Origin of the sequence: Thiorhodococcus minor (genome assembly GCF_010820565.1) — a bacterium.
Classification (GTDB): domain Bacteria; phylum Pseudomonadota; class Gammaproteobacteria; order Chromatiales; family Chromatiaceae; genus Thiorhodococcus; species Thiorhodococcus minor.
This window is the reverse complement of record NZ_JAAIJQ010000274.1, coordinates 1-1,018: the sequence shown is the minus strand read 5'-3', so window position 1 is coordinate 1,018 and position 1,018 is coordinate 1. Positions and strand designations below refer to the sequence as shown.

The window sequence follows — 1,018 nt, the reverse complement described above, 5'->3', positions numbered from 1 at the left end:
GGCATGCCCGCATCCGCGCGGTCGGCGGCGTCGTGCCAGGATCGGATTAGTCCAACAGACATTTATCCATCGGGCGCGCCAGCGTCGGAGCGAGACCACGCTCACTGCCATGCGCCCGATGGATAAATGCTTAATAGTTATGTTTCAAAATGAAGGTTGAAGCGAACCGCATAAACTTCGCTAAACATCAAATCTTCTGCTACGTAGAAGACATTTTCACCTGCATGAGTGATTTGCTTGATCCATGCATTGAAGAATTAATGAATATTCCTTCACATGGCCTTGAAAAGAAGGAGCTGATTGTTGTTCTAAACGAATTGTTCTCAAATCATATGCTTGTCGCTTTGCATGGACGCAGGGGCTTGTTCACACCAACATTGCAGGAAATTGAGGATGCACTTGAGGAAGAAAAAGACTTTTTGTATGAATCTCAAAATACATTTTACGGTCTCACTTCGGGTGCTGTTGAGCTGTTCCGTGAGCTTAAAGCTCAGTATAAAGATGAAACATAACAATCACATCCAGCCGACCCATTCGTCGCTACCGCTCCTCATGGCCGGCTGATGTGAAACGTTCCGGGGACAGTTTACTTAACTCGACTTTGGCCATTTTCTCCGGCTGGCAATCTCTTTTTTATCAAGAGCTTATGATGAGTGAAAAAATTAACGAGGGGTCCAGTTTCGGCGTTCGAGTTCCGGGGACAGTTCACTTAACTCCGAAAGCCCGCGCGGGGGCGTCGATCATGGTTTCGCCCGCGTCAATGCGGAGGTTGGACAAGCGCAACGTGCTGCACCAGCGTCGGCGCGGGATTCGGTGGACTTCGCGCTTGCTCGTCCACCCTACTGGTCCGACCGATGATCGAGGCCCGCGCGGGTGACTAAAGAGAAGAGATCACCTAACGAATAAGGTTAGATCGTCCGAGCGAAGCGAGCGACGATCTGAACCGGTTGTTGGACAAGCCCGGGATCGAGGAGGTACGCAGGGGGTATAGAAAATAGCTTTTCGAGGCCGAGGGCTC

1 protein-coding gene is annotated in these 1,018 nt (G+C 50.6%); it reads left to right on the top strand.

What is annotated here, in order from left to right:
* Positions 1 to 224: 224 nt before the first annotated feature.
* A complete protein-coding gene (locus G3446_RS26920) occupies positions 225 to 512 on the top strand; it encodes a hypothetical protein (RefSeq protein WP_164456712.1) in 288 nt (95 codons plus the stop codon).
* Positions 513 to 1,018: the final 506 nt, after the last annotated feature.